The sequence below is a fragment of the Streptomyces sp. MZ04 genome, assembly GCF_004684775.1.
Lineage (GTDB): Bacteria > Actinomycetota > Actinomycetes > Streptomycetales > Streptomycetaceae > Streptomyces.
Genome location: NZ_SRIC01000123.1, coordinates 1 through 22,951, shown reverse-complemented (window position 1 = coordinate 22,951; position 22,951 = coordinate 1). Strand labels below are relative to the sequence as shown.

Below are 22,951 nucleotides of genomic sequence, written 5' to 3'. Positions count from 1 at the left end.
GATGTCAGGACTGTGCCGCCGGGTGGGCGGGGTGCGGTGGCTGTTGATCCGAGGGTCTCGATGTGGCGCACGGTCGCCGTGGTGGTGTTCGGGTGGGTCGCCGCGGCCGTCGTCGTCGGCGTCTCCTATCTGGCGTTGGGTACGGAATGGATCGCCATCTCGGTCGGGGTGCTGCTGTGCTTCGTCTTCGCCATCGTGCTGAGTCTGCTCCACCGTGCCGTCTGGCTGGCCGTTTTGTCCCTGGGGCCGGGGCTGTTCGTCCTGGTCGGGGCCGTTCAGTACGCACCCGAAGCGGCACTGGAACAGCGTGGGATCCGCGCGAGCGTGGTGGTCGTGGAGGACAGTGCGGCGGGCGCGTCGGACGAGCCGCATCGGCTCACTCTGCGGAGTTCCGATGGTTCGGAGCTGGCGGAGAAGCTGGAGTACGACAGCAGCTACTCCGGCGTGCCGGACGTCGACGATCGGCTTGAGGTCATTCGCGACCCCGAGGGCACGGTGGGCATGGAACAGGCCGATGACGTGGATGCCGCCAACCGGTTGGGCGGCCTGATCGCCGGTGTGGTGCTGTGGACGTTGATGGTGCTTCTGGCGGGCCGTCGTGGTCATGTGCGCCGCCGGCGGGGTCTTGAGTCCTCCTTTGCGGACCTCGCCTGAGATGACGGGGCCGCCCGATGAGATGACGCAGGCCGGCTGAAGCGCTCGTACGTCAGAGTCTGGTGGGCTCCGTCTGGGGTTGGGGATCGCCGCCTTCGTACTGGTGCTCTTGGCGGTGGTCGTCGCGTTCTTCGCCGTGAAGGGCATGTGGCGGTGGGGCATCCGGCAGGCTCCGGACCTGATGGTGGACTGGCCCGGTGGGCCGTGGGTCTTCGGGGTGGTGTGCGGGCTGGTGGCCGTCGGCGGTGTTGCCGGAGGTCTTTGGGTGAGCGACCTGAGGCCCGGGGGCGATTGGCTGTGGGTGCTGGTGCGGTCGCCGCGGCCGGGTACGAGGCGTACGGCGACGCCCGGAGCCGCCGAGCCACCCCGGCCACCCCGCGACTGGGGTCGCATCGCTGAGCGTGACGGGCTTGGCGGTGGTCGTCGCCTCCCTTGAAGCCCACAGTCTTGCTCCATGGTGCGTTGGTGCTGGCTCTTCACTGTGTGCTCGTGTGTGCTGTTGCGTTCGTTTGCTCACGCCCCTCTGACGGGTGACGCTCTCTGTGAACGCGTACCAGTGAGCCCAGTCGCCACGCGCGGATTCAGCCAGAGCGAGACTGAACTCGCGTACGCATCACGGCCCGACACTCCGCGCACCATGGTTTCCTACCTCGGCCCCACCAGCCCTTCTTCCCAAACTATTCGCATTTGGGCGATCTGGCCCCGCTCATGCCGTAGCGGGAGACTTCCGGTGCTTACCGCGCGAACGGTCCCGGCCAGGACAGCCCTCGGCCCCCTCAGGGGAGTAGGGCCGTGTGGGAGCATTTGCACTGTGGATAGGGCGGGTTCCCCTTCTGAAACTGTGGCGGGGCCTCCTGGTAGCACGCACTATGGGGCGGGGAGAGGACGAGTTCGCATGCCGTCACTGGACAGTTCGAGGGGACGCTTCCGTCTCGCTGACCGACACATCGGTGTGCTCGCGCATCTGGCGGACAAGGAGACGCCGCCGACGGAACTCTTCCATTCGCTACGGGAGTTGCAAGGGATCGGCCTGGTGGGCGAGGAGGGCGAGCTCTCACCCCTCCTGCGGGACTTTCTGATGGCCCTGGCCGACCCTTTGGTGCTCGTCCACGTCGAGGTGATCGGGCAGAGCGGACCGCTCCAACATGGAGTCATCGTGGGTCAGGAGACGGTCATCTCGCATGACTCCTGGCCGTATGAGGAGGAGTCGGAGTACACACCCGTCGATCCCCAGATGCTCATCTGGGAGATGGCCCGGAAGGTGAACCTCCGACGCGAGGAGTTCAAGGCGTTCGACCCGCCCACTCTCTCCACGACCATGGGTGCGCTCGACGCCGCGTTCGCCGCGCTTGAGAGGAGCGGAGGCGACCCGGGGACGGCACGTTCGGCCGTCCAGGACGCCCTGGCCGTATCCGGCGACCTGGCAGGGCCGGTCCACGCCTCGTTCACCGACCTCGTGCTGTCGATCAACTCGATGTGGCGCGTCACCACGGTCTGGGACGAGACACGGGAGGGTAAGCGGCTCGCCGCCACGGGCCGCAGCCTGGCGGTGTGGGACTGCGGACCAAACGGCTACTGGATCAGGGAAGAGCCCCAGGAGCCCGTGCGGGACGGCGAGATCGCGCCAGGCGATTCACTGACCGTTACGCAGGCCAGTGGTGGCCAGCTGTGGGATCGGATCACGGATCTGCTCCCCGACAAGGCGGATCTGATCGGCGACTAGGGCGACTAGGGGGAACTTCGATGGGAGACGACAAGGAAGGCGGCGGCGCGAACGGCGCCGGCGGCTTCTCCGGTATCGATCCGGAGCAGTTGTCCCGGACGATCCACTCACTCGACAAGGACCAGGACAGACTGAAGTCCAGCGCGCTGTCGATCAAGTCCCGCTTCCAGCGTTACGGCGTCGACACCGAACCCCTCACCGATCTGCTGTCCATTGCAGGCTGGTGCGAGAAGCAACTGCCCATGCTCCGACGCCGCCACCACCTCTCCGTCGCCGAGGACCAGAAGTACGGCCACGGCTACGCGGGCATGGTTCGGATCGATGAGAGCAAGGTCGGCCAGACCAAACAGGCGCGGGCTGATGGCAAGAAGCTGGGCGAGAAGTTCAAGAAGAGACTGGACGACGGGGAAAGGACCACCCCGGAGATGTTCGCCGACCTGCGCGCGAACCGCGCGGACGCGGACTACGTGAAGGCCTTCTACACCGCACTCGGCCCGCAGAGGCTCGCATGGGTGACCAAGCAGCTGAACGACCCGGACAGCGAGGCGTACAAGGCCCCAGAGCAGCAGGAGAAGGACCGGAAGGCCATCTTCGACACCTTCGCCACGTACACGCAGGTGGCCTTCGAGGGGAAGTCGCCCACGGTCCGGCGGAGGGCCTGGGAGAAGTGGCTCGACGGCTTCAAGGCGGATGAAGGCCCGGGATTCAGGCCGGACTGGCTCGCCCCGCGTCTCAAGAGGGAGGCGCAGGACGAGACCTTCTCGATGGTCTTCGACAAGCGGACCGAGGAGGAGGTCTTTGTCCGCCGCCATAGGGAGCCCTATAGCGACTGGCTGATCCGCGTTGAGGCGCACTATCTGACGAAGGTTCCTGGGCTTTCCATGATCGGGGAAGAGCGGATCGCTGGCGGACTCTCGACTCTGGGCGATGCGGGGACCCTTCTGAAGATTGGCGGAGGTACGGCGCTTTATGGGCTATCTGCGGGAAAGATCCTGAGCGGAAATGCTTTCAAAAATGGCTGGCTCAAAGGTGAACGAGCCTCGGCGTGGTGGGGTGAGGGAGGTTCTCTCCGCACTAGAATTGGGGTGCGCGTGCGAGGATGGGATCCTCCAATACGCTCCATCGGCGCCCCGAAAGCCTGGCTTCCGGGGCAGCTTGGCAATCTCGCCAACGGAAGTACGATATACCAGAACGCAACCGGCGTTCCCTTCACGTCCGGTGTCCGTGGCGACTGGATTGGAGAGGGTTGGGATAGGCTGCGCCGAGCAGGGCCAATGCGCTCCACCACATTTAACCGATTCATCAATTGGGGGGTTGGGTCAGACGCGCTGGCCTCCAGGTTCGGAGGGCTCACTCATTCGAAACAGCGTGTTGTGCGTGCCGCGCAGGCCGACCTCTGGAAGGTATTCAAGAATTCGCGTAACTATCAACGCGTACTAAACGGTGCGTCGACGGCTGGTAGAACTGCATCTCCCTTCCGGTTTGGGCTTGTCGCCACAGCAAAGACATCCGGAGCCTTCCGAAATGTGGGCATCGCTGGCGGTGTCGTCTCGACCGGTGTCAGTGCGGCCAATGTCTGGTCCCAAGGTGACCCACGGAAAGCGTACAAGAAAAAGGGGGCCGGCTACGTAGCTGATCTGGCGGAAACTGGATTCAACGCCTCCCTGACATCAGCGATGGTCTGCCCCAACCCCTGGACAATTGGCGCAACTGTCGGGACTGGCTTGGTGTATGGCGGCGCGAAGGTCGTCGAGCACTGGGACGATATCGAGGATGGGTTCAAGGACGGAGTGGGCTGGGCGGGTGACACGGCCAAGGATATCGGTGGCGGAATCAAGAAATATGCAAACCCGCTGAACTGGGGATGAGTGGACAAGGCCATGGCGGAATTCAAGTTCGAACTGAAGCCTTTTCGTTCGGAGGGGCGTATTGGGCGTAAAGGAATCCTGGGAGATTTCGGGGAAGTGATTGTTCAGTACGATCGGTACTCGCGGAAGCGCCGCAATGTCAACGGTGAGACGCGTCTCTTCGGTGATAAACTCCCCGATGTGTCTTTCAAGGGGTCCGGCCCGGGGATGCCAGTGCTTAAGTGGTCCACCCTTAAAGAGTCTGTGCTCACCATGGATTCTGCGACGGCGAGTCTGGTATTCAATGTGAACGGACTCTCGAACCGGGCGCGATCTCTGCATATTTCACTCATGGGTCGCGAATATCAATACTGCATCGGAAGGATGTCGCGTGATGCGACTCTGAGTCGCGATGGCGTCCGAGTGAAAATCCGTATGGGGGAAAAGATTCAAGGCCTGGGGATGACTAGCGTCGGCGAAGCGTCTGGAGACTTCGAAGCAGTCGATTTGGCCCTTGCTATCGTGTTCGAAGAAGTGAATACGTCAGACCTCACGGCGACGGGGGCATTGTTCACCACATACGAGAGATTGGTGTCAGGAAAAGAGACTCCCACGGATTAGTGCGCCCGCAAGTCTCGTCAATTTCTGCGCCTGCCGCCCGCCGGGTTCAGTGTCACTGTTCTCTGCGTGCCACGGCACGATGAGAGTCCGGGGCCCGACTGTGAATCGCCGAACCACGACCGTCGCCGTCGCGTTCGCCGCGACATGAGTTCGTACGGACGTCGCGCGGAGCATCCGGGTCGTGCCGGGCGCCGAAGTAGAGGCGCTCGCGGTACTCCTGGAACTCGGTGGCCTTCCACTCCGGCGCGTACCAGCAGGCGGGCGGCGTCCAGTTGGTCTCCACGGAGGCGACGGGGCCGCCGTTGTTGTTGCCGGAGGAGGTGTATGTGATCTTGGCGACCGCGGCTACCGTGTCGCCGTTCTTCTTGCCGGACACGTTTCCGTCGCCGAACTCCGTACCGGCAACCGCCGGGCTTGCGGCGGCAAGTGCCAGCGAGACGCAGGCAGTCAGTAGAATCAGCGGCTTCCGCAATATCATCGCCTGCACTCCTCAGCTCCGTCTCGCACCTGAGCCTGCTTGGCCCTCCACAGCCCCTTGTTGCTGTCGGAGGCGGTCATGAGGATCTCCCAGGAGGCGAAATCCCTGACGCTCGGCTTGGTGCGGTGCACCTTCTCAGTCTTCACTTCCTTGCTGAAGAACTTGGTGGCGTCGCTGCAGAAGGAGACGACAGCCGACTTCTTGTTCTTCACCACTTCAACCTTGGTGCCGCTGAAGTGCTGTTCGCCTGTGACCGTGTAGCCGGCGTCGACGTTCTTCTTGATCTGGTCCTTCGCGTACTTGAACGCCGGGCCCTGGTATTCCGAGTAGAACTTGTACGCGGCGTCTTCCGGGTCCTGCTCCACGATTCCGTACACGGTTGAACGGGCGTAATTCTGGGCGTCGTTCAGCGCGGCGGCCTGGTCCGGGTCGGTCAGCTCGCTCTTCTCGAAGACGAGCCGCACAGGGGATGCGTCGGATTCCTGAGTGGGGTGAATCAGTGACGGGAAGGCCTGGTGCGAAGGTGTGCGTCGCACCAGGCCTTGATCGGGCTCCCCGGGCCCCTCGGGCATCTGGGGCCCGCGCGGTTCAGCGGTTGATGGACTGGATTTCCTCGACCGTGATGTTCTGTGTGGTGCCGAAGGTGCCGGCGGGCAGGTTTCCGCCCGGAACGCCCGTGCCCTCCCAGGTGACCTTCCAGGTGACGGTTGCCTTCAGCGCGTACGTTCCGTCTCCGGACGAGCGGAGGTAGGTCACGCCGCACGGCGGGATCTTGTCGGCGTTGCCCCGGACGTAGGGGGCTCCGATGCTGCCGTCCTTGCTGATCGCGCACTCGCCGGACGCGGGGTGGCTCTGCGCGTCCTTCGTGCCGGGCTCGATCTTGAGCGACTGCGGTTCGGCGGTGGTCGTGGCCTCGATGTTCTCACCGCTTGCGTTGAGGGACGCGGTCACTGACACGGGCTTGAACTTCGCCTTGTCGAGCCAGGCCCAGGTGTGGAGGTTCACCTTCGTGACGTTTTCGGGGGCGAGCGTGACCTTGGTGCCGGGGATCTTGATCTTCGCGTAGGCGAGTTCGGCGAGGATCTCGGGTGTCACCGCGTTCTCGACCTCCGGGGTTTCCCCGTTGTCGACCCAGAAGGGGGGCTTCTTGCAGGCGAAGATGTCGCCACCCTCTTCGTAGGGCAGGGCGGCACGGTCCCAGAACATGCCCTTGCCCTTTTTGGCCATGTTGTAGTTCTTGTAGGGGTGACCTTCGACGTAGTGCTTCTCGAAGGCGGCGACCGCTTCACCGAGCCCACTGGCGTGGGGGAGGTTTTTGGTCTTCAGGTGGTCAGCTTTGAGCTGTTCCGGCGTGTACTTGGGCTCGTACCAGCACGGGGGCGGCGTCCAGTCGGACGACTTCACCGCCATGGGGCCGCTGGACGGACCGCTGCCGTTGCGCGAGAGGTCGAACCGGACTACGGACTCGATCTCTTCGTCTTTCCTGTCGCCGGACTGCTCGACGTTTCCTTCCGAGCCGCCGCCGGGGCCGTCTGCGAAGGCGGTGCTGGGCACGATCGAGATACCTGCGGCTGCGAGAACGAGCGCAGTGTTCCTCAGAGTCATCCTCACGGCTGGCACTGGTCTGCTCCTCTTTCCGACGAGACGGCAGTGGTCTTCCATACACCCTTGGCGCTCTTCTTGAGGCTGGCGTCGTAGAAGACGTAGGACTTCCTGGTCACCGGAGTCTTCTCGGGCTTGTTGGTCTTGCGGTCCTTGCCGAACCACTTGCTCTCGTCACCGCAGTACGCATCCCCAACAAACCGAAACGGCCCATCAGTTCAACTGACGAGCCGTCACAAGAGATCGAGGCTAATCTGCTGGCGTCTCGTTCGCACGAGGATTGAGCAGCCTGTTCACGGCTTCGGAAGCCGCCCCGGATGTTGTCAGTTCCTGGGTGTCGACTTCCTCGAAGATGACGGCAAGCGCGAGGTCAACGGCGTCCGCCTCCCCAGAGACGGTACCGAAGGTGCTCATCCCTTTTCCAGCGGTGTTCTTTCCGCGGGTGAGAGAGATCAGGACGCCAGGGCGGCGTAGGGCGGCACCTTTATCGAAGCCGGTCACGATGTATTCGTAGAGCCGCTCCTGGTAGGAAAGTTTCAGAGCCCGCGATGTGTTGCGGATCGCCTTGCTGTTGAATTCGAGTTGGACGGAATGTCCGTCGACGGCGAGGACTGCGTTTTTCAGCGTAGGCCGACCCGGTCCGACGGTCCGGTACACGACCTCCGGCATCTGCTCGCCGTGCAGACGCACTTCGAGCTGTCGACTGGCCGTTCTGATGGATCGCTTCTTGCGCTCGGCCTCGACGGTGACTTCACCGAAGGCCCCCACGACGCCTTGACGTCCGTGCTCCGTCTTGCGGAAGAAGGGTTTCAGTTCAAATTGAAATTCTGTCATGGCTTTCCTTGGGGTGGTTCTTCGCTTTGCCTTAGAACCAGTTGACCGGGTTGGCCTTCTTGGCGAAACTCTTTGCTGACCCGATGGGGTCCTTCACGACTGCGCTGGCCGTGTCACCAACCGCGTCCACCCCCTTGTTCCAGCCCTCCTTGATGTCGTCCCAGTGCTCGACGACCTTTGCTCCGCCGTAAACCAGGCCGGTGCCGATCGCCAGGCCGACGGTCACCGGGTTCGGAGCGACCATGGCGGCAGTCAGGGATGCGTTGAATCCAACCTCCGCCACATCCGCGACGTACCCGGCCCCCTTCTTCTTGAATGCATCGACAGGGTTGCCCTGGGACCAGACATTGGCGGCGCTGACCCCCGTCGCCAGCGCGCTCGTGCCGACGCCGGCAACGCGGATGAATCCGCCTGCCTTGCTCGCCGCACCGAGGCCCTTGAGAAAGGGAGAAGCGGTCTTCCCCGCCGCGATGACGGCCGGCCGGGCGTTGTTGAGCTGTTGAAAGTACGAGGCTGAGCGTGCGACCTTGAACAGACTCGCCTGCCCGGCGCGGGTGACCAACGCACCAGAGCTCGTCGTTCCGCCGTATCGCATGGCCAACGCGTCCGAACCGACGAGGGAGTTGATGCCCCTGTTCACAAAAGGGGAGCGCATCACGGGCAGAGCGCGGACTCGGTCCCAGCCAGTGCCGAGCCAAGTCGCCCGCACTCCCGCGGTGAACGGGACCCTACTGGCACTCTGGTAGAGCGAGCTCCGGGTGAAGGCGTTGCCCAACTGACCGGGAAGCCAGCTGCCTGGCGCGGCCAGGGACCGCAGCTCGCCAGGAGGAATCCGGCGCAGAAAAGCGCTCGCCCGGGTGCGGGCGGGACCGCCACGTTCCCACCAGGTGGAGTCGACGGCATTGCGCAGCAGGCCGTTGTACCAGGAGTTCTTGAAGCTGACTGTGCCCATGCCGAGCATCGCGGCCGAGGTGATGCCGCCGATCTTGATGGTGGTGGTGACATCGCTGAGGTTGTTCAGGGACTTCTCGATGGCTTTCTCGCCAACATCCTTAAAGCCAGGGACCTTGGCGAGATAGTGCGCCTCAACACGAACCAACCAGTCGCTGTACGCCTCCCGATGCCGCCGAACAAACACCTCCTCGTCGGCCCGCGCATCAAAGGCCGTCTGGAATTCCCCGTCCTGCGCGTCCCGCCTGAGCAGCGGGGCGAGCCAGTCGGGCCGGAACCCGGGACCCTCGTCCGCCTTGAAGTCGTCGAGCCACTTCTCCCACGCCCGCCGCCTCGCCTTGGGTGGCTTCCCCTCGAAGGCCACCTGCGTGTACGTACCGAAGGTGTCGAAGATGGCCTTCTGGTCCTTCTCCCTCTGGCCGGAGTGGTCCTTGTATGCCCCGCTCTCCGTGTCGTCATTGAGCTGCTTGGTCACCCAGGCCAGGCCCTGTGAGCCGAGCGCGGTGTAGAAGGACGCCACGTAGTCTGCGTCCGCCTTGTTCGCGCGCAGGTCGGCGAACATCCCCGGGGTGATCTTCTCCCCGTCGTCCAGCTTCTGCTTGAACAGGGCACCCAACTTCTTGCCGTTGGCCCTCGACTGTTTGGTCTCGCCGACCTTGCTCTCGTCGATCCGGACCATGCCGGCGTAGCCGTGGCCGTACTTCGCGTCCTCGGCGATGGAGAGATGGTGGCGGCGGCGGAGCATCGGCAGCTGGTTCTCTGCCCAGACCGCGATGGACGTCAGCTCGGTGAGGGGCGTCGTGTCCACGCCGTACCGCTGGAATCTGGATTTGAGGGACGTCGCGCTGGACTTGAGTCTGCCCTGGTCCCTGTTGAGGGAGTGGATCGTCCGGGACAGTTGCTCCGGATCGATGCCGGAGAATCCGCCGCTGTTGCCAGTGTCGCTGCCCATGTGCTCCCCTTCAGCCGCCGACGAGCTCAGCCTTGTCCGGGAGCAGGTCCGTGATGCGGTCCCACAGCTTGGCCGCGCTGGTCTGTCTCAGCCTCAGTGGGTCGGTGGGGGCAACTGCCGTGTCCCCTACGGGTTCTTGAGGTTCTTCCCTGGTCCAGTAGCCATTGGGGCCGCAGTCCCATACCGCCAGGCTGCGGCCCGTGGCGGCGGTCCGCTTGCCCTCATGGGTCTCGTCCCAGACCGTGGTGATGCGCCACATCGAGTTGACCGAGAGGATGAGCTCGGTGAACGAGGCGCGTGCCTGATCCTTCAGTTCGCCGGAAAGGGCAAGGGCATCCTCGACGGCTGCCCGTGCCGTCTCGGGGTCTCCCGCGCTGCCCTCGACGGCAGCGAACGCGGCGTCGAGCACGCCCATCGTCGTGGAGAGCGTCGAGTGGTCGAACGCCTTGAACTCCTCGCGCCGGAGATTCACCTTCCGGGTCATCTCCCAGATGAGCATCTGGGGATCGATGGGCGTGTACTCCGACTCCTCCTCGTCCGGCCAGGAATCATGCGAGATGACGGCCTCCTGGCCCACGATGACTCCGTGCTGGAGGGGGCCGTTCTGCCCGATGACCTCGGCGTGGACGATCACCAGGGGGTTGGCCAGCGTGGTCAGGAGTTCGCGGAGCAGCGGTGAGAGCTCACCCTCCCCGCCGACCAGGCCGATCTCCTGCAACTCCCGTAGCGAGTACGAGAGTTCCGCAGGTGGTGTCTCCTTGTCCGCCAAGTGAGCCAGGGTGCCGATATGGCGGTCCGCAAGTCGGAAGCGGCCTCTCGAACTGTCCAGCGACGGCATGCGAACCCGTCCTCTCCTGTGTCAGGAAGCAGCAATCCCCAAGGTGCAAATGCTTCCACATTGAGTTCCTGGACTGCGGAGCGGGGGGCCGCCTGGCTGGGACAGTTCGAACGCGGAGCGCGTAAGTCGTATGTCACTACGTGAACCAGCCAAACCCCCAGCGGATGCTCCCGCCGAGGAGAGACGGGAGGGCGCCGAGCGCTGCCGCGCCTATCTTGCGGAGCGCTTCGGTGTCGAGGTCACTGACGAGGACAGCGCGCCCGTGGGGCGCAAGGTGCGGGACCTCTTCGACGGGCGCGAGGCGGACACCGAGCCGGATAAGGTGCCGCGGCCTGATGGAGGAACACCACCTGGCCCTCGAGGCGCTCACGCTCCTGGCGCTGCGAGGGGACAAGCAGGTGTCCGGTCTCGTCCACTGTGCCCATGCCGATGAGTTCCGCGATTGTGGGTTCCGGTGCTGGCGCTGGTGGCCGCGGACTCCGGCTTCGAGGGGATCGCTGAGCATGTGCGGCAGTTGGAGGCGCTGAGCGTTTGTGCCTCTCGACTGCGCCGACGCTGTGGATGTCATGCGACTGTGGCACGCTGGCCTTCCACTTGGGTGTGCGGCGACTGTCGTGGCCGTGCGCGGGGTGACCGCCAGGTACGAGCCCGGGCGGCCGTCGCGACTGTCACGCCTCACCTGTACGACGGGATCGATGTCGGCGTCATGGACCTGAACCGCTGACGAGAGCGAGCCGACTGATCCCATCCCCACCCCAACCCCTCCCACCGGCCTACCGGTTGATGGACTGGATCTCCTCGACCTTGACGGGCTGGTCGTTGCCGTACTCGCCGTTGGGCAGGTTGCCGCCCGCGCCACCGGTGCCGGTCCAGGTGATTTCCCAGGTCGCGGTGGCCTGGAGGTTGAACGTGCCGTTGCCCGAGGAGCGCTGGTAGGTGACGCCGCAGGGCGGGGTCTCCTTCGACTTGCCCTTCGCGTACGGCTCGCCGATGGAACCGTCGTCATTGATCTGGCACTTGCCGGACGCGGGTAGCAGCTTGGCGTCCTCCGTACCCGGCTTGATGGACAGCGCGACGGGCTTCGCGACGGTCGTCGCCTCGATGTGCAGCCCCGGGGCGTCGAGCGAGGCGGTCACGGACACGGGCTTGAAGTCACCCTTGTCGAGCCAGGCCCAGGTGGGGAGATTGACCTTGGAGGGGCCGTCGGGGGCGAGGGAAACCTTGGTGCCGGGGACCTTGATCTGGTTGTAGGCGAGTTCGGCGAGGATCTCCGGGCTGATGGCGTTCGGGACGTCCGGGATCTCGCCGTTTTTGACCCAGAAGGGGGGATCAAGGCACTTCGACTGCTCGGCGACGGTGGCGTCGGGGCTGAACTGGGCGCCCCACCACATCCCTTCCTTCTCCTTGTCGATGTTGTAGTTGTCCTTGGCGTAGGCCTGGTTCTCGTCGGACATGTCCTTCAGGGCATCCCGTGGAGCGCCGGGGTCGTGCCTCGCGGTGAAGTACAGCCGGTCGCGGAACTTCGCGAATTCGCCGGCCTTCCACTCCGGGGCGTACCAGCAGGGCGGCGGTGTCCAGTTGGGGTCGACCGACGTAACCGTGCCGCCGCCCGGGGAGGTTCCGGTGGACTTGTAGGTGATCTTGGCCTGGGCGGCGACCGTGCGGTCGGGCCCCTTGGATCCCTGGCTGTCGGTCTTGACGGGGTCCGCGGCCATGGCGGGAGCGCCCGCCATGAGCACCAGTGAGCCGCAAACAGCCGAAACAATAAGTGGCTTACGCATACCTGTCCCCCGTTGTCCCCGTTATCCCATGCATTGCTGAGATTCGCCCTCCACCTTGATGAGGTCGGCCCGCCACAGTCCCTTGGTGCTCTTGGCGGCAGTCATCGAGATCTGCCAGGAGGAGTAGTCCTTGATGCTCGGCTTGGTGCGGAGCACCTTCTTGGTCTTGGCTTCCTTGCCGAAGAGCTTGTTGTCATTGGTGCAGAACGTGACGGCGATGGTCTTCTTTTTCGTGACGGTCTGCACCTTCACGTCTGTGTATCGGCGCTCACCGGTGACGGTGTAACCGGCGTCGATGTGGTCCTTGATCTGTTTCTTTGCGTACGTCTGTGCCGGGCTGCCGATCTCCGAGTAGAACTTGTACGAGGCGTCGTCCGCGTCCTGCTTGACGATTCCGTACTCGATGGCTCGCGCGTAATTCTGGGCGTCGTTCAGCGCCGCCACCTGGTCCGGGTCCGAGAGGTTGGCCTTGTCGAAGACAAGATCGACATCGGACGGGAACTTCATCTCCGGCCGGTCGATGTCCGAGGCTCCGCCGGCGTCAGGGCTCGGAGAAGCGCTCTTCTTGGTGTCACCGGAACCGGCCCCGGGGATCTTGTCGCCGCCCGAATCCTTGCTGTCCCCGCCCCCACACCCGGTCAGGAGGAGAGCAGCGGCAGCCGCCATCGAAACGGCGGCTACGGGCAGGGTGCGACTGCGGTTCACGTAGGACTCCCGGTGGGGCGACGGTTCTGCAAGGCATCAGACGGTACTGAAGGAGCCAACGGTTTCGCCAGAGTCGACTTTTCCTCTGCCGACTCCGGCCGGAGAACACCACTCAGCGGCGGCACTGCTCTGCCTCGTCCTTGACCTTGGCCTTCTGGGCGAGCCAGAGGCCATCGGTGCTCTTCGAGGGGACCATCTCAATCCGCCAGAACCAGTAATTCTTGGGGCCCGGTTCGAAGGGAATCTTCTCCTTTGTCCGGAGGTCCTTGCCGCTCATCTTGCTCTCGTCGGAGCAGAAGGTGACGACCATGCCCTTCTTGTCCGCGCCCCCGCCCGGCTGCACCTTCGCGTCGCTGTGGGACCGCTCGCCCGTGACGCTGAAGTCGGCCGAGGAATGGTTCCGGATCTGGGACTTCGCGTACTCGCGGGCGTCGCTGCCGGCCTCCGAGTAGAACTTGTACGCGGCGTTCTCCGGGTCCTGCTTCACGATTCCGTACACGGTTGAACGCGCGTAATTCTGGGCGTCGTTCAGCGCGGCGGCCTGGTCCGGGTCGGGCAGGTTGTTCTTCTCGAAGACGAGACGTACATCGGAGGGGAACTTCATCTCCGGCCGCTCGATCGCGGGCGCCTCGCTCTTCTTGGCGCTCGGCGACGCGCTGTTCTTCCCGTTCCCGTTCCCGTTCCCGTTCCCGCTTCCGCCCCCGGCGGCCTTGTCCTTGCCGGAGTCACCGTCGTCACCTCCGCATCCCGTGAGCAGGAGGGCAGCGGAAGCCGTCAGTGAGACGACGGCAGGTAGGACACGACTGCGGTTCACGTAGGACTCCCGGTGGGGCGAGGGTTCTTCAGGCCATCTGACGCTACTGAAGTGCTCGTTGGTTTCACCAGGATTCACTGCACTGAGTGTGGGAGAACCTCGCCGCCGAGGGCGAGGCTCTCCCATCCGCGCGATACGGCCAGCGGATCAGGCCGGCGGATCAGCGCCGGATCAGCGCCGGATCAGTGACGCATCAGCGCCGGATCAGCGGCGGTTCATCCCCCGCTTGACCTTCTTCCCCGCCGCCGACTCATCCAGCGTCTTCCACAGCTTCGACGAGCTCACCGACGTGTAGACACCCGGAGCGCCCTGCGCGCCGCAGCCCTCGCCGTACGAGACGACGCCCACCTGGATGGGGGCCCGGCGGCCGGGGACGTGGCGGAAGATGGGGCCGCCGCTGTCGCCCTGGCAGGAGTCCTTCGTCTCTACTCCCGCGCAGAAGTTGACCTTTGAGTCGTACTCCCCGTAACTCGTCTTGCATTCCGCGTGCGAGAGGATCGGGACCTTCACCTCCCGCAGACGGTCAGGGGTGTTGGGGAGTTCCGTGTCCGTGTTTCCCCAGCCGGCGACCGTCGCCTTCTGGCCCGGGCGGATCAGCGCGTCCGTGCCCTGGGTGGGGAGGGCTATCGGGCTGATTCCCTTTACCGGCTTGCTGAGTTGGATGAAGGCTACGTCGTACGCCTCCTGGCCCTTGAGGTAGCGGGGGTGGACGACCACGCCGCCCTTCGCCGCGTTGCGGATCTGGCCCTGGCCGGCGGAGGAGAGGACCGTGCGGCCCACCGCCACCTGCAGCTTCTTCGGGCTCACGGGCTTGCCCGCTTCGTCGACCAGGCAGTGCGCCGCCGTCATCACCGTGTCCGCGGTGACGAGGCTGCCGCCGCAGAACTGGCGGTCCAGCGCGCTGCCCTGGCCCTTGTCCATGACGGCCACCATGAACGGGTAGGCGTCGTTGGAGACTTCGGTGCCGCCGATGATGGCGTGCGCGGCCGGGGTGCCCGTGGCCAGCACGGCCAGGGCAGCTGTGGCTACGCCGGTCGCCGCCACCGTCTTGCGCGAGCCGCGTCGTGCGCGTGAGGGAAAGGAAAGTCTCATGGGGGTTGAATTTCTCTTTCGTGTGAGCAGGAGTTTCCGGCGCGGGACCGTGCCGCTGCTGTCGTTCGTTCAACGAGTCATTGCCGCGGGCCCCTTGCGCCGGACTGTGAGACGGGGGACAAGCGGCCGGGGTTCATTGCCGTCCTTGGGGAACCGGCCGCCCCCGGGAACCGGCCGCCCCGGGAACCGGCCCCGCCCCTTCCGGCGTCATCCATGCGGCTGATGCATCAACGGTCCGGTAGTCACGGTCCGGTAGTCACGGTCCGGTACTCACGGATCGGTCGCTGTTCCTCATCGACCCGCCCTGCGCCGCCCGTTGCGCAAAGGGCGTCTATTCGCGTACGCACATCTTTGCCTCTCCGGAGGCTCCAGGAATGGCTGGGAACCATGGAGTGCGGATTGCGCGTGGATAACGATGAGGGGTGCGGGCTCCGGCAGCCTCGGCGCGTCTTGAGGGGCTTATGTGCTGCTGATACGGTGCGATGACTTGACACTGTGCCTGGGGCTGAATAGCCCGCCCGAGGCGAGCGATAGACCGCCCGAGGCGGACGAGAGAGTCGCGAGTGTCCGAAAATGACCGAAACTTCTTGGGCGTGCGGGGAGCAGTTGCGTGAAGATCCAAGAGCGTACGGGGGCGGGCAACGGCCGTTCTGCCGCGCCGGTTCAGCCAGCGGTCGGTGAGCGCCTTCCCGCGCCGCCTCGCGAGCGCAAACCGGCACTCGCCGCCCTGGCCGTTCTGCTCATCCTCATCGGCGCACTCGGCGCCACCGTTCTCGTGCTGCGCGCCGGAGAACGTATCGAGGTCGTGAAGATCACGAACGAGATCCCGGCGGGCGAGTCCGTGAGCGACAGCAACGTCACCTCGGTGATGGTCGCCGAGGACTCGGGCATCAACTACGTCAAGTGGAGCCAGGTCGACGGGCTGAAGAAGCTCAAGGCCACCAACACCATCCCCAAGGGTGCCGTCGCCGTCGGAGAGATGTTCTCCAGCAAGAGCGGACTGCCCGCGGGCAAGTCGGCCGTCGGCGTCTCCCTCAAGGAGGGGCAGTACCCGGCGGACGGCCTGAAGGCCGGCGACACCGTGGACGTCTACCAGGTCGGCGACTCGGCGTCATCCGGGTCCAACGACAAGGAGACCGGCGGCTCCGCCGGGACCGGCGCGAGCGACAGCCCCATCGTCGCCGCCGCCCGCGTCAGCTCCATCGCCGACAAGAGCGACTCGACCGTGAGCACCGGCGCCCTCGGCGTCACGCTCCTGGTCGACAGCGCCGACGCCGCCGCCGTCACCAGGGCCGCGTCCGCGGGCGCGGTCTCCCTCGTCCAAGTGTCTCCCGACGGCAACTAGAGGCGAGTAGAAGAGACATGGCGCTCATTGCTCTCGCCGCCGACAAGGGGTCTCCCGGGGTCACGACCGCGGCCGTCGCGCTGGCGGCCGTCTGGCCGCGCCGCGTGCTGGTCGCGGAGACCGACCCCGCCGGTGGCGACCTGGTCTACCGCAGTGCCGCCGCGCACGGCGGACCGCTCAACCCGAACACCGGCATGCTCAGCATCGCCGCCACCGCGCGTCGCGGGCTCGTACCCGATCAACTGTGGGATCACACGCAGCCGTTGGCGGGTGGGCTCGAGGTGCTCGTCGGGCTCGGAGTTGCTGAACAGGCCGCCGGGCTCGCCGGGCTCTGGCCCACCCTCGGCCGCGCCTTCTCCCAGCTCGCCGATTCCCCGCACGCGCCCGCCGACGTGATCGCCGACTGCGGTCGCATCAGCGGGGACACCCCTGCCGTCGAGCTCTTCCCGCAGGCCGCCCTCGTGCTGCTCGTCTCGCGGACCGAGCCCGAGGCCATCGCCCGCGTGCGCGACCGCGCCGCGGCGCTCACCGCCAAGCTGCACGGCGGATCGCGTGGGGCCGCTTCGCTCGCGACCCCGCTCATCGGCGTACTCCTCATCGCGGACCCCTCGACGTCCGCCAAGCTCGTCCACCAGGTCAACGACATGCTGGTGGCCGCGCAGACCGGCGCGCGCGTCGTGGGCACGCTCGCCGACGACCCGGCGGGCGCCGACCAGCTGGCCGGGCGCAAGCGCGGCCGTCTCGACAAGTCGATGCTGATCCGCTCGGCCCGCAAGGTGACCGTCGACCTGTACCAGCAGTACGGCGCCGCCTGGGCCAACCCGACCGCGGGCACGCACGGGGCGGGCCGATGAGCGTGCCGGTCGATCACCAGCTCGTCAAGCGGTTCCGGCAGGACGCCGGTGACCGCATCGCCGAGCAGCGTCGCCTCGACCAGGTCTCCGGTGTCACCCCCATGTCGGGCGAGGACGAGCGGCAGTACGCCCGCGCGGTCATCGCCCAGATCCTGGAGGAGTACGCCCGGACAGAGATCAACGCCGGGCGCACCCCGCTGGACGCCGAGACCGAGGAGAAGTACGCGGCCGCCGTGCACGCCGCGCTCTTCGGCGTCGGCCGGCTCCAGCCGCTCCTGGACGACCCCGAGGTCGAGAACATCGACATCAACGGCTGCGACCAGGTCTTCGTCGGTTACGCCGACGGGCGCGAGGTCACCGGCGATCCGGTCGCCGAGACGGACGAGGAACTCGTCGAGCTCATCCAGGTGTTGGGTGCGTACTCGGGTCTGTCCTCCCGCCCCTTCGACTCCGCGAACCCGCAGCTGGACCTCCGCCTCCCCGACGGCTCGCGTCTGTCCGCCGTCATGGACGTCACGCGCCGCCCCGCGCTCTCCATCCGACGTGCCCGCATGGGCAAGGTCTTCATGTCGGACCTGGTGGGGAACGGGACCCTGACGCCCGAGATCGGTCACTTCCTCGCCTGCGCCGTCCGCGCCCGCAAGAACATCATGATCGCGGGTGCGACGAACGCCGGTAAGACGACCCTGCTGCGGGCCCTCGCCAACGAGATCCCGCCGCACGAGCGTCTCGTGACCGTCGAGCGAGCCCTTGAGCTCGGCCTCGACCAGTTCGCCGACCTGCACCCCAACGTGGTCGCCTTCGAGGAGCGCCTGCCCAACTCCGAGGGCCAGGGCATGATCTCGATGGCCGAGCTGGTGCGCCGTTCCCTCCGTATGAACCCGTCGAGGGTCATCGTCGGTGAGGTGCTCGGCGACGAGATCGTGACCATGCTGAACGCGATGTCGCAGGGCAACGACGGCTCGCTCTCCACGATCCACGCCAACAGCTCGAGTGAGGTCTTCAACCGCATCTCGACGTACGCCCTCCAGGCTTCCGAGCGGCTGCCCATCGAGGCCAGCCAGATGCTCGTGGCCGGAGCCGTCAACTTCGTCGTCTTCATCCAGCGGCGCAACAACTACCAGACCGGCGGAAAGCTCCAGCGCATGGTGACCTCGGTCCGCGAGGTCAACGGCGTCGACGGCCGCGTCCTGTCCAGCGAGGTCTTCGCGGAGGCCGCCAACGGGCAGGTCCTCGCGCACGCGCCGATAGCTTGCATGGACGACCTGGCCGCGTTCGGCTACCGCCCCGCCGGGCAATGGGGGTGAGCACGACATGAACCACGACATGAATTCAGACGCACTGGAGCTTGCCGCTCTGAACTCACTCGGCTCGATGGGCGGCCTCTTCTCGCTGCCCGTCCTGTACGCACTGGGCTGCGGCATCGCGGTCGGCGGGGGCCTCGCGGTCCTCGTGATGGCGCTGCGCGGACTGCCCGTGAAGCCCGACCACGAGAAGCAGAAGGCCAGCGAGCGGATGAGCGAGCTGATCCGCTTCGCGGGCCAGCGCGGCTCGCTCGCGATCGGCGTCGGTCTCGTCGTCCTTCTCCTCACCCGCTGGGCCGTGGCGGGCATCGCGTCCGGCATCCTCGTCTTCTTCTGGGACAAGCTGTTCGGGGGTGCGGCCGAGGAACGCGCCCAGATGAAGCGCGTCGAGGCCCTCGCCGCCTGGACGGAGTCCCTGCGCGACACCATCGCGGGCGCGGTCGGCCTCGAGCAGGCCATCCCCGCTTCGGCGCGGGCGGCGGCGCCGGTGCTTCGGCCGCATCTGGACGCGCTGGTGGACCGGTTGAGGGCGCGTACGCCTCTTCCCGAGGCCCTTCAGGTCCTCGCCGACGAGATCGACGACGCGTCGGCGGACATCATCGTCGCCGCCCTGATCCTGAACGCGAAGCTGCGCGGTCCCGGTCTGCGGCAGGTCCTCGGCGCTCTGGCCAAGTCGGCGCGTGAAGAGGTCGACATGCGACAGCGCGTCATGGCGCAGCGGGCGTCGACGCGGCGGTCCGTGCAGATCGTGGTCGCGGTGTCGATCGCGTTCGTCCTCGGCCTCTCCATCTTCAACCGCGACTTCGTCGAGCCGTACGGCACGCCGGTCGGCCAGCTCGTACTGGCGTGTGTCTGCGCCCTGTTCGCGCTCGGCTTCTGGTGGCTGCGGAAGCTGTCGACGGTGGAGACGCCGGATCGCTTCCTGGTGCGGGATGAGCCGGGGGTGCAGTTTGTGCGGCCTCGGGGGGCGGGTGCGGGTGCGCCGGCTCCGGGGGAGGCGCAGGCGCCGCTGACGGGTCCTAGCGGTCCGTACGGTCAGCCGGGTCACCCCGGTCAGAGCGGCTATGCGAATCCGGAGGGGGTACGTCGATGAACCTGACGATGCCGATACTGATCGGCGCCATCCTCGGCCTGGGTATCTTCGCCCTCGTACGGGCCCTGATGCCGTCCAAGCGCAGTGCGGTCGCGACCGTCGCCCGCATTGACGCGATGCGTGCGCGGGGCGCGGCCTACGAGTCGAACCGCGCACCGTCCGGCGACGGCAAGAAGAGCCGCATGGACTCGACGCGTGGCCGGGTGGGCGCGCGGGTCGCCGACTTCTACCTCCAGCAGGGCTGGGAACAGCGCTCGCTGCGGGCCGACTTGGCGGTGCTCGACCGGAGCTGGGAGAAGTTCCTGGCGACGAAGACGCTGCTTGCGGCCGCGGGCATCTTCTTCGGGCCGTTCATGTTCGCCATCATCTGGACGCTGGGAGTCGGTCGCAGCCCGATCATTCCCGTGTGGCTCGCGTTGATGTTCGGTGTTCTCTTCTTCTTCCTTCCCGACCTCGAAGTCCGGCGCGACGCCGCGGAGAAGCGGCGCGACCTGCGCCGTGTCATCGGCGCCTATCTGGACCTGGTGTCGATGAGCCTGGCGGGCGGCCGCGGCCTCCCCGAGGCCCTGATGGCGGCGGCGGAAGTCTCCGACGGATGGGCGACGCAACGTATCCGAAACGCGCTGGCCGATGCTCGTATCACCGGCATCAGCCAGTGGCAGGCGCTCGGCACGCTCGGTGAGCAGCTGGGTGTCGAAGAGCTCAAGGACCTGTCGGCTTCGCTCGGTCTGGTGGCGGACGACGGCGCCAAGGTGCGCGAGTCGCTCGCCTCCCGCGCGGAGACGATGCGGCACCGCGAAATGGCCGAGATCGAGGGCAGCGCGGGCGAGAAATCACAGTCGATGCTCGTCGCGCAGCTGCTGCTGTGCGCTGGCTTCCTTGTCTTCCTGATCTTCCCTGCGGCCATGCGCGTGTTCCAGGTCTAGCGATCTCCACGGCGATGGACGGACGTGCCGACGACGGCACTGATCCGGTTCCCTCCCCCCACTTCTGAAAGGACAACTCACCATGAACGGACGGAACTTCAGCACCGGCAACTCCGGTCTGGACTTCATGATCACCTTCCTGCGGGGCCGCGTGCAGCGGGCCCGCTCGGGCGAGCTCGACCGCGGTGCGTCCGCCGTCGAGTGGGTCATCATCTCGGCGGTCGTCGTGGCGATCGTCGGCGTGGTCGCCGCGGTCATCAACGGTGCGCTCAAGGGCGGCGCGGAAGACGTCAAGGACTGCATCGAGGGCGCGGACGCCGACGGCACCTGCTGATCAGCCGTAGACCGGGGAGCGAAGGCGGATACGAGTGCGAGGGTGCGTGAAGCGATGGGTACGCCGCAGGGTGGAGGCAGCCTCCACCCGCGGTGAATCCGGCATGACCGCGATCGAGTTCGTGCTGCTCACCCCGGTGCTGTTCTTCATGATTTTCGCGACGGTGCAGTTCGCGCTGTACTTCTTCGCGGACCATGTCGCCCAAGCGGCGGCCCAGGCGGGCGCGCGCAAGGCCCGCGCGACGGCCGACGAGAACCCGGGCGGCTGGCGGGGCGAATCGCGCGACGTGGTCGACGACTACATCCGGCAGCTCGGCCCCCAGCTGGTGCTGAACCCGGATGTGAAGACGGTGGAGCCAAAGGCGAACACGGTCGGCGTGGAGATCACCGCGAAGGTGCCGTCCGTCTTTCCCGGCCTCGACATGACGGTGCGCGCGCAGTCGTCCGGACCGGTGGAGCGGTTCGTCGAGGAGGGTGAGGGCGGCTGATGAAGAACGTATGGGCTCGCGCCGTCCGCCGCGGGACGCGCGTCTCGGGCCGCTTCCGGTCGGACCGCTTCCGGTCGGACCGTGGGCTCTCGACCGTCGAGGTGGTCATCCTCGCCCCCGTGATGATCCTCTTCGTCCTGCTCCTGGTGGCCTTCGGCCAACTGGTCGACGGCCGGGGGGCAGTTGACGGCGCGGCGCGGGACGCCGCCCGTGCCGGTTCGATCCAGAAGAACCAGGGCACGGCGATGGCCGAGGCGAGGGCGGCGGCGGAGGCCGACCTGGAGGACACATGCGTCGGGCCGATCACCGTCAACCAGACGAGCACGGGCTTCGTCTCCGGCACGTTCTTCACCGTGGAAGTGAGCTGTCGGGTAAGGGGCTTGGGCATGCTCGGCCTCGACATGGAGACGACGCTGAAGGCCAGCTTCAGCTCCTCGCTGGACCCGTACCGGAGGTCGGCGTGAGCATCGGTCCCCTCATCGTTCCTCGCATACGTTCATGGGCCGCCGCCCGCCGCGAACGCCTCGACGACCGTGGCTCGGGCGCGGGCGCCGTCATCATCTTCGCGATCGTCTTCCTCTCGCTCTCGGCCTTCGTCATCGACGGCGGCCTGTCCATCTCCAAGCGGGAACGGGCCGCGGACATCGCGGAACAGGCCGCGCGCTACGCCGCGCAGGACCTCGACACCGAGGGCATCTACGAAGGCGCCAAGGGTGCGCCCATCAACTACGAGAACTGCGGCGCGCGCGCCAAGAAGTTCGCAGCGGCGATGGGCATGAGCGGTCGGGACGTCGCCGCGACGCACTGCGTCACGGCGAACGCGGACCAGGTCGAGGTCGAGGTCCAGATGACCTACAGCCCGGTGTTCACCGGCATGTTCTACGGCGGCGACGTGACGGTGCACGGACGCGCGGTCGCGGAGAACGCGGTCGGCTGAGTCACTCGGGCTTCCACTGGGTGGCTGTCACGACGTAGGACCGGAGATTGTCGTTCTCCGGCTCCTTGTTGACCTTGGTGATCCACAGGTGCGTGACGGGTCCGTCGCTGGACTCGACGCAGATACCGGTGTTCGCCTTGAGGACCGAGTCGTTCCTGATCTTGGTCAGCGGGATGGGGTTGGGCAGATTCGCCTCGCGCGCGGTGTCGCGGCACGCGCTGGGGGTGGGGCGTTCCTCGGTGGTGGCGCTGAACGCGCCGCTTTCGTCGGCGAGGCGGAGGCCGTTGCTGCTGAGGGGGGCCGCGCAGTCCTCGTAGGTGATCTGAGGGCCGGTGATCGCCCCTGAAGCCTTCTGGTTTACGTAGAGCTCGAGGTCATTGATGTTGAGCTCGGTGACGTCGGCGGGACGGCATCCAGCGTCATGGCCGTAGTCCTCGGAGTTGGGATCGTACTTGGGCGCCCGCAGGGTCAGCGGCTTGTCCCGAGCGCTGATCTGCCACCCCGCCTCACTCTTCGGAGCGTCGGCCGCCTTCTCCGGTGACGCCTCATCGCCCGCACCGGTGTCGCTGCCACCCTGCTTGCCATCGGCCTCGGAGCCCGAACCGCCTTTGCCGCTCGCCGAGTTGTTCTCCTTGTCGTCCCCCATGAGCTGGTAAGCGGCGACGCCTCCGCCCCCGACCGCCAGGACGCCCACCACGGCGAGCGCGGCGATCAGCGGCGTACGGCGGCGCTTGCCGCCCGTCGTCGGCGTGGAGGGCGGCGCGTAGGCAGGGGCCGTC

General features: G+C 66.2%; 24 protein-coding genes and 1 pseudogene. 14 read left to right on the top strand and 11 right to left on the bottom strand.

The window, feature by feature from the left end; all coding sequences use genetic code 11:
* The 5 genes from E2651_RS23985 to E2651_RS23965 all read left to right on the top strand — a co-directional run.
* Positions 1-654 (top strand): hypothetical protein (locus E2651_RS23985; protein ID WP_348541664.1); only part of this gene is annotated, 654 nt, incomplete at its 5' end.
* A 79-nt stretch (positions 655-733) separates the two neighbouring features.
* On the top strand, positions 734-1,090 hold the full coding sequence (locus E2651_RS23980; protein WP_135333274.1) for a hypothetical protein: 357 nt from the start codon (positions 734-736) through the stop codon (positions 1,088-1,090).
* 459 nt (positions 1,091-1,549) lie between these two features.
* On the top strand, positions 1,550-2,377 hold the full coding sequence (locus tag E2651_RS23975) for a hypothetical protein (protein WP_135333273.1): 828 nt from the start codon (positions 1,550-1,552) through the stop codon (positions 2,375-2,377).
* 20 nt (positions 2,378-2,397) lie between these two features.
* Positions 2,398-4,245 carry a hypothetical protein gene (locus E2651_RS23970; protein WP_135333272.1) on the top strand — a complete coding sequence of 616 codons (1,848 nt, stop codon included), beginning with the start codon at positions 2,398-2,400 and terminating at the stop codon, positions 4,243-4,245.
* A 12-nt stretch (positions 4,246-4,257) separates the two neighbouring features.
* Positions 4,258-4,845, top strand: coding sequence for a hypothetical protein (locus tag E2651_RS23965; RefSeq protein ID WP_135333271.1), 588 nt, complete (start codon positions 4,258-4,260; stop codon positions 4,843-4,845).
* Between the two features lie 52 nt (positions 4,846-4,897).
* Here E2651_RS23965 and E2651_RS23960 read toward each other — a convergent pair whose 3' ends face one another.
* From E2651_RS23960 to E2651_RS23915, 10 genes are all read right to left on the bottom strand, one after another.
* The gene (locus tag E2651_RS23960; RefSeq protein WP_135333270.1) at positions 4,898-5,323 is read right to left on the bottom strand and encodes a hypothetical protein; all 426 of its coding nucleotides are present in this window, start codon (positions 5,321-5,323) and stop codon (positions 4,898-4,900) included.
* Positions 5,320-5,859, bottom strand: a complete 540-nt coding sequence (locus tag E2651_RS23955) for a hypothetical protein (RefSeq protein ID WP_135333269.1) — start codon at positions 5,857-5,859, stop codon at positions 5,320-5,322. Before E2651_RS23955 ends, E2651_RS23960 begins: the two co-directional genes overlap by 4 nt.
* A gap of 52 nt (positions 5,860-5,911) precedes the next feature.
* Positions 5,912-6,877 carry a hypothetical protein gene (locus E2651_RS23950; protein WP_348541663.1) on the bottom strand — a complete coding sequence of 322 codons (966 nt, stop codon included), beginning with the start codon at positions 6,875-6,877 and terminating at the stop codon, positions 5,912-5,914.
* 297 nt (positions 6,878-7,174) lie between these two features.
* Positions 7,175-7,759, bottom strand: a complete 585-nt coding sequence (locus tag E2651_RS23945) for a hypothetical protein (RefSeq protein ID WP_135333267.1) — start codon at positions 7,757-7,759, stop codon at positions 7,175-7,177.
* A gap of 31 nt (positions 7,760-7,790) precedes the next feature.
* On the bottom strand, positions 7,791-9,662 hold the full coding sequence (locus tag E2651_RS23940) for a hypothetical protein (RefSeq protein ID WP_135333266.1): 1,872 nt from the start codon (positions 9,660-9,662) through the stop codon (positions 7,791-7,793).
* A 10-nt stretch (positions 9,663-9,672) separates the two neighbouring features.
* Positions 9,673-10,431 carry an ESX secretion-associated protein EspG gene (locus E2651_RS23935; RefSeq protein ID WP_348541662.1) on the bottom strand — a complete coding sequence of 253 codons (759 nt, stop codon included), beginning with the start codon at positions 10,429-10,431 and terminating at the stop codon, positions 9,673-9,675.
* A gap of 842 nt (positions 10,432-11,273) precedes the next feature.
* On the bottom strand, positions 11,274-12,233 hold the full coding sequence (locus tag E2651_RS23930; protein WP_245239138.1) for a hypothetical protein: 960 nt from the start codon (positions 12,231-12,233) through the stop codon (positions 11,274-11,276).
* 69 nt (positions 12,234-12,302) lie between these two features.
* Positions 12,303-12,986, bottom strand: a complete 684-nt coding sequence (locus E2651_RS23925; protein ID WP_135333263.1) for a hypothetical protein — start codon at positions 12,984-12,986, stop codon at positions 12,303-12,305.
* Between the two features lie 112 nt (positions 12,987-13,098).
* The gene (locus tag E2651_RS23920; protein ID WP_135333262.1) at positions 13,099-13,800 is read right to left on the bottom strand and encodes a hypothetical protein; all 702 of its coding nucleotides are present in this window, start codon (positions 13,798-13,800) and stop codon (positions 13,099-13,101) included.
* Positions 13,801-14,004: 204 nt separating this feature from the next.
* Positions 14,005-14,892 carry a serine protease gene (locus E2651_RS23915; RefSeq protein ID WP_135333261.1) on the bottom strand — a complete coding sequence of 296 codons (888 nt, stop codon included), beginning with the start codon at positions 14,890-14,892 and terminating at the stop codon, positions 14,005-14,007.
* A gap of 610 nt (positions 14,893-15,502) precedes the next feature.
* Between E2651_RS23915 and E2651_RS23910 the strand changes: the two genes are divergently transcribed.
* The 9 genes from E2651_RS23910 (at position 15,503) to E2651_RS23870 (ending at position 22,172) form a co-directional block, all read left to right on the top strand.
* Complete coding sequence (locus E2651_RS23910; RefSeq protein WP_135333260.1) at positions 15,503-16,237, top strand: RcpC/CpaB family pilus assembly protein; 735 nt, start codon at positions 15,503-15,505, stop codon at positions 16,235-16,237.
* 17 nt (positions 16,238-16,254) lie between these two features.
* Positions 16,255-17,091 (top strand): hypothetical protein, encoded by an 837-nt coding sequence (locus E2651_RS23905; protein ID WP_135333259.1) that lies wholly within the window; start codon positions 16,255-16,257, stop codon positions 17,089-17,091.
* On the top strand, positions 17,088-18,398 hold the full coding sequence (locus tag E2651_RS23900; protein ID WP_135333258.1) for an ATPase, T2SS/T4P/T4SS family: 1,311 nt from the start codon (positions 17,088-17,090) through the stop codon (positions 18,396-18,398). The genes E2651_RS23905 and E2651_RS23900 overlap by 4 nt, the downstream gene beginning before the upstream one ends.
* 19 nt (positions 18,399-18,417) lie before the next feature.
* Positions 18,418-19,488, top strand: coding sequence for a type II secretion system F family protein (locus E2651_RS23895; protein WP_135333257.1), 1,071 nt, complete (start codon positions 18,418-18,420; stop codon positions 19,486-19,488).
* On the top strand, positions 19,485-20,414 hold the full coding sequence (locus tag E2651_RS23890) for a type II secretion system F family protein (RefSeq protein ID WP_167828879.1): 930 nt from the start codon (positions 19,485-19,487) through the stop codon (positions 20,412-20,414). The genes E2651_RS23895 and E2651_RS23890 overlap by 4 nt, the downstream gene beginning before the upstream one ends.
* A gap of 82 nt (positions 20,415-20,496) precedes the next feature.
* Positions 20,497-20,748, top strand: a complete 252-nt coding sequence (locus E2651_RS23885; RefSeq protein ID WP_135333256.1) for a hypothetical protein — start codon at positions 20,497-20,499, stop codon at positions 20,746-20,748.
* 28 nt (positions 20,749-20,776) lie between these two features.
* On the top strand, positions 20,777-21,235 hold the full coding sequence (locus tag E2651_RS23880) for a TadE family protein (protein WP_167828880.1): 459 nt from the start codon (positions 20,777-20,779) through the stop codon (positions 21,233-21,235).
* Positions 21,235-21,699: a TadE/TadG family type IV pilus assembly protein gene (locus tag E2651_RS23875; RefSeq protein ID WP_135333254.1), complete on the top strand. Its 465-nt coding sequence runs from the start codon at positions 21,235-21,237 to the stop codon at positions 21,697-21,699. Before E2651_RS23880 ends, E2651_RS23875 begins: the two co-directional genes overlap by 1 nt.
* Before the next feature lie 14 nt (positions 21,700-21,713).
* Positions 21,714-22,172 (top strand): pilus assembly protein TadG-related protein, encoded by a 459-nt coding sequence (locus E2651_RS23870; RefSeq protein ID WP_135333276.1) that lies wholly within the window; start codon positions 21,714-21,716, stop codon positions 22,170-22,172.
* Between the two features lies 1 nt (position 22,173).
* Here the strand turns inward: E2651_RS23870 and E2651_RS44095 are convergent.
* Positions 22,174-22,951 (bottom strand): annotated as a pseudogene (locus E2651_RS44095) (hypothetical protein); the annotation flags it as partial.